Source organism: Tenacibaculum sp. L6 (assembly GCF_028823685.1).
GTDB lineage: Bacteria > Bacteroidota > Bacteroidia > Flavobacteriales > Flavobacteriaceae > Polaribacter.
In genome coordinates this window covers 1-5,442 of record NZ_JAPEHZ010000097.1, presented here as the reverse complement: position 1 = coordinate 5,442, position 5,442 = coordinate 1, and the positions used below count along the sequence as shown (strand labels likewise).

At 33.5% G+C, this 5,442-nt stretch carries 4 protein-coding genes; all 4 read right to left on the bottom strand.

Annotated elements, in window-relative coordinates; translation table 11 throughout:
* Nucleotides 1-192 precede the first annotated feature (192 nt).
* Nucleotides 193-1,119 carry a malate dehydrogenase gene (gene mdh / locus OU788_RS11695; protein WP_274635334.1) on the bottom strand — a complete coding sequence of 309 codons (927 nt, stop codon included), beginning with the start codon at nucleotides 1,117-1,119 and terminating at the stop codon, nucleotides 193-195.
* Nucleotides 1,120-1,266: 147 nt separating this feature from the next.
* A complete protein-coding gene (locus tag OU788_RS11690; RefSeq protein WP_274635333.1) occupies nucleotides 1,267-2,292 on the bottom strand; it encodes a DUF6588 family protein in 1,026 nt (341 codons plus the stop codon).
* Nucleotides 2,293-2,379: 87 nt separating this feature from the next.
* Nucleotides 2,380-4,317 (bottom strand): DNA topoisomerase (ATP-hydrolyzing) subunit B, encoded by a 1,938-nt coding sequence (gene gyrB, locus OU788_RS11685; RefSeq protein WP_274635332.1) that lies wholly within the window; start codon nucleotides 4,315-4,317, stop codon nucleotides 2,380-2,382.
* Between the two features lie 303 nt (nucleotides 4,318-4,620).
* Nucleotides 4,621-5,442 (bottom strand): helix-turn-helix domain-containing protein (locus tag OU788_RS11680; protein ID WP_274635331.1); only part of this gene is annotated, 822 nt, incomplete at its 5' end.

Below are 5,442 nucleotides of genomic sequence, written 5' to 3'. Positions count from 1 at the left end.
CCCACTTCAAGAGGATGAAGTGGGAAAATTGCTATGAAAAACTATGAAAAGAAACACTACTAATGTTTCTCTACTATAAAGACGTTTAGATTCTGAAAATCTTACATTAGCGTAATAACTTTAACATTTTTTTATAAAAAAATCCTGAACAAAAACTGCTCAGGACTTTTAAAATTATGTGCTTTTAACTTCTTAGAAAGTTAATGCAGCGTTGTTGTTTTTAACTGCTTCTGCAGAAGAAGTTAAAGCTTCTTTTTCTTCAGAACTTAAGTTGATTTCAACGATTTTTTCAATTCCGTTTTTACCTAATACAGCTGGTACACCAATACATAAACCAGATAAACCGTATTCACCTTCTAATAAAGCTGAACAAGGGAAAATCTTTTTTGTATCACAAGCTATTGCTTGTACCATTCCAGATACAGCAGCACCAGGAGCATACCAAGCAGAAGTACCTAATAAACCTGTTAAGGTAGCACCACCAACTTTAGTATCTTGTTTTACTTGTTCTAATCTTTCTTCTGATAAAAATTCAGATACAGGAACAGAGTTACGAGTAGCTAAACGAGTTAAAGGCACCATTCCTTTGTCAGAGTGACCACCGATAACCATTCCGTCAACATCAGAAATGGGAGCTTCTAAAGCCTCAGCTAAACGATATTTGAAACGAGCAGAATCTAAAGCACCACCCATACCTATAATTCTGTTTTTAGGTAATCCAGTTGCTTTGTGTACTAAATAAGTCATAGTATCCATTGGATTAGATACAACGATGATAATTGTGTTTGGAGATTGCTCTACTAAACTAGCAGCTACTGTTTTTACGATACCAGCATTGATTCCTAATAACTCATCACGAGACATTCCTGGTTTACGTGCAATACCTGAAGTAATTACACAAATATCAGACCCAGCAGTTTTGCTATAATCTCCAGTAGTACCTGTAATTTTAGTATCAAAACCATTTAGAGAAGCAGTTTGCATTAAATCCATTGCTTTACCTTCAGCAAAACCTTCTTTAATATCAACTAAAACAACTTCAGAAGCGAAATTTTTAATAGCAATGTACTCAGCACAACTTGCACCTACAGCACCTGCTCCTACAACTGTTACTTTCATTTTATATGTATTTTTTTGTAATTAATATGTTTATAAGTGCGTATTACGCACAAGATGCACAAAAATAGGTATTTGGCTATGGATATAAAAGAAAAACCCGTTGATATTTCAACGGGTTTTTATGTAGTATATATTTTAAGAAATATTTTATCTAAAACTAAACGCAATACCTGCATTTACAGAGTTGTATTCTTGTAGGGTATAACTTCCGAAGATTTTAAAGAAACCTAAGCTTAAACGAGCACCCAAGGTCGTGTTAAAACCACCAGCATTATTTTTAAGTTTTAGAGGATCAGTTATAGTCTCTTGAACTGTTGGTTGAAGAGGGTTACCAGTTTCGTATGTTAATGTGTAGTCTCCTAACATATTTAACTTTGTACTACCACCATTGTAACCTACACCTCCATAGATGTTAATTACAGGAAAGTTTAACGAAGCGATTGCCTGAACAGTGTACGAGTTTAATTTGAACTCAGCTGCTGCGTCTCTGGTAGAAACTTCTCCATCAACATTGCCAATAGTGTAGTCTACATTCATATTTGTATAACCAGCTAATAAAGAAACATGCAAAGGAGTTTTATCCATTGGACCAAACCAATCGGTAATTTCTTTCTTTACACCAATACCAAATAATCCTCCTTTCACATCGTCAGAACCTACTTGAGGTACGTATCTAACCATTGCTTCAAGTTTAAAAGGAAGCCCAACACCTACTTGAATAGATGGTGCAGGAACAGCGTTTGCAGGTAAATCTTCTTTAACACCTTCTGGCATGGTAAAATTAGCTTCAACAGTTTCTCCCTCAATGGTTGTTGTGTAAGTTAACTCTGCAGGAGCTATTGAATTGCTACCAGCAACTGTAGCTGTAGTGTTTTGGTTGTAGGTTGTATTGCTAGATAAACCTAGTTTGGTTAAATTAAAAATTTCATCTTTTTCAGGGATAAAAGAAAGGTTTGCGCCAATTGTAATATCGAAACCAAATTTTTTGTGAACTTTAGCCGTGTGATACCAACCATTATTCATGCTGTAAATGAATCCTTTCATAGCAGGATCTAAATAAGCGTTTGTTAATTTGCTAGCGTCATCTTTGGCTAGTAAGAGAGTTTCTAATTCCTGAGCTTTAACACTAAAGCTTACCATTAAAGTTAAAAGTGGTAAAAGAATTTTTTTCATAATTGTAGGTTTTTTAACGGGGTAAAAATATAAAATAAAAAAAAGCCCAATAATTTTATTGGGCTTTTTTATAGTTAAGAAATTGGTTTAAGCATCAATATTTGCATATTTAGCATTTTTTTCAATGAAATCTCTACGAGGCGGAACTTCATCTCCCATTAACATAGAGAAAATTCTATCAGCTTCAGTTAAATTATCAATAGTTACTTGTCGTAAGGTTCTGAATTCAGGATTCATAGTTGTATCCCATAATTGTTCAGCGTTCATCTCTCCAAGACCTTTATAACGTTGAATGGTAACTCCACCACCCAGTTTTTGAGCAATTAAGTCACGTTGGTTGTCATCCCATGCATACTCACGCTTTTGCCCTTTTTTTACTAAATATAAAGGTGGAGTGGCAATATAAATATATCCTTGTTCAACCATTTCACGCATGTAACGGAAGAAGAATGTTAGAATTAAAGTAGCAATGTGAGATCCATCAACATCGGCATCACACATAATAACTACTTTGTGGTAACGTAATTTTGTTAGGTTTAATTCGCGAGGATCTTCTTCTGTACCAATAGTAACTCCTAAAGCAGTAAACATGTTTTTGATCTCTTCATTTTCAAAAACTTTATGCTGCATTGCCTTTTCTACGTTTAAGATTTTACCTCTTAACGGAAGAATAGCTTGGAAATTACGATCACGACCTTGTTTTGCAGTACCACCTGCCGAATCACCCTCTACTAAGAAGATTTCACATTCTGCAGGATCTGTTTCTGAACAGTCAGATAATTTACCAGGTAAACCACCAATACTCATTACAGTTTTACGTTGCACCATTTCACGAGCTTTACGAGCTGCGTGACGTGCTTGTGCTGCTAAAATTACTTTTTGTACAATGGTTTTAGCATCATTCGGATTTTCCTCTAAGTAATCTGTTAACATTTCAGATACCGCTTGAGATACAGCTGAAGTTACTTCACGGTTACCTAATTTGGTTTTAGTTTGTCCTTCGAACTGAGGTTCAGCAACTTTTACCGATACAATCGCAGTTAATCCTTCACGGAAGTCATCTCCAGAAATTTCAAATTTTACATTTTTAAGTAACCCAGAATCATCCGCATACTTTTTTAAAGTATTTGTTAATCCACGACGGAAACCAGATAAGTGGGTACCACCTTCGTGTGTGTTGATGTTGTTTACATAAGAGTGTAGATTTTCAGCATACGAATCGTTGTACACCATTGCTACTTCTACAGGGATTCCATTTTTCTCCCCTTCCATAGCAATTACATCTTGAATAATTTGTGTTCTTGTTCCGTCTAAGAACTTTACAAATTCTGATAAACCTTCTGTAGAATGGAAAACTTCTGAAATGTCATTTCCTTCATCATCTTGTTCACGTTTATCGGTAAGTGTAATGGTAATACCTTTGTTTAAGTATGCTAATTCGCGCATACGAGTAGCTAAGGTATCATAATTGTACACGATGGTTTGTTGAAAGATAGATCTGTCAGGTAAAAAGGTAACTTCAGTACCCGTAATATCAGTTTCACCAATAGTTTTTACAGGATATAACGATTTACCGCGTTCGTATTCTTGTTGCCAAACTTTTCCTTCTCTGTATACGGTTGCTTTTAAGTGATCAGAAAGTGCGTTAACACACGATACTCCAACCCCGTGTAAACCTCCAGATACTTTATAAGAATCTTTGTCGAATTTACCTCCGGCACCAATTTTGGTCATTACCACTTCAAGAGCAGAAACTCCTTCCTTTTTATGTAAACCTACAGGAATACCACGACCGTTATCACGAACGGTAATAGAATTATCTTCGTTAATGTCTACTGTAATCGTATCACAGTGACCAGCTAAAGCTTCATCAATAGAGTTATCTACTACCTCGTATACTAAGTGGTGTAAACCACGTACACCAACATCACCAATATACATGGACGGACGCATACGTACGTGCTCCATTCCTTCCAATGCTTGGATACTATCGGCGGAATAATTATGTTTTTTTTCTTCGCTCATTATCAAGTGAATTAAATTAAAGTCTTTTCATGAAAAAATCGCCCGAAAGCGACTTTTGTAGTCTTACAAATTTACGATTTTTTAACCTCAAAATAAAGTTTTTAAGCGTTTTTGAGTTAAAATTATTAACATTTGTTAAAAAGCTAAAAACGTGTTAAAACGCTTAAAAATGAGTTTAAACAGTGTGTTTTATGTTTTTATACTTGGTGCAGAAAGTAGACTTTAGAAAAGTGGCTTAAAAGTCATTTAATGAGTTGGGTTGAAAATGAATTTAGTAGTAAAAAGAGTAAAAAAGGTTGCGTTTTAGATGTAAAACGGTATACTAAACTCTTGTTGTTGTTTTAATAAAGTTGTAGGAGAAATTCCATATTCCTTTTTAAAACAATTTGAAAAATAAGAAGAGCTGCTAAAGCCAACATCTATAGAGGTTTGATTAATGTCTGATGTGCCATCTGTAATTGAATTGACAGATTTTATAAGTCTGAATTCTTTTAATATTTGATTGATAGATTTTCCTGTAATTGCTTTACAATTTCTATATAGTTTGGTTTTACACATCATCATTAATGAAGCGATGTTAGGGATATTAAAATGAGGGTTTTGATAATTTTTTGAGATTACATCTAGTAAAGAATGTAAAAAGTTTTCAGTTTCGGGGTTTAGTTTTAAGTAGGTATTGTTTTGCTTACAATCTATATGTTCTGAATAAGTGTTTAAATCTTCTATTTGTGATGAAATAATAAGTTGTTTTTTTGTTTTTAGAAAATAAAGAAATTCAATTAGTCTATTAATATTTGCAGTAGAAGCAATGCTTTCTTGGTTGTTTTTGTTAGGAAAAAGTATAATTTTAATAGGAAAACAATCGATTCTTTTATAGAGCTTTTTTTGAATAGCAATAGAGCAGTCAATTGCTTTTTTATAAGAAGTAAAAGAAGCTAAAAAACCTTCTTCTTTGGTTTTAATTTGATTGCCTTCGTAAGAGTTAATTAAGTTTTCAATAATTGTTTTTTTATATAATAAAACATTTTTAGCGTTACTTTCTTGAAGTTTACATATAAGCGTTTTCTTATTAAATGTTTTTGCTAAAAATAGAATTGAATGTTTATTTGAATTGTAATGAGTTTC

Bases quoted from the DNA above. Each gene is read 5' to 3' on its own strand.
- mdh (WP_274635334.1), bottom strand. From the start codon at position 1,119: ATGAAAGTAACAGTTGTAGGAGCAGGTGCTGTAGGTGCAAGTTGTGCT.
- gyrB (WP_274635332.1), bottom strand. From the start codon at position 4,317: ATGAGCGAAGAAAAAAAACATAATTATTCCGCCGATAGTATCCAAGCA.
- OU788_RS11690 (WP_274635333.1), bottom strand. From the start codon at position 2,292: ATGAAAAAAATTCTTTTACCACTTTTAACTTTAATGGTAAGCTTTAGT.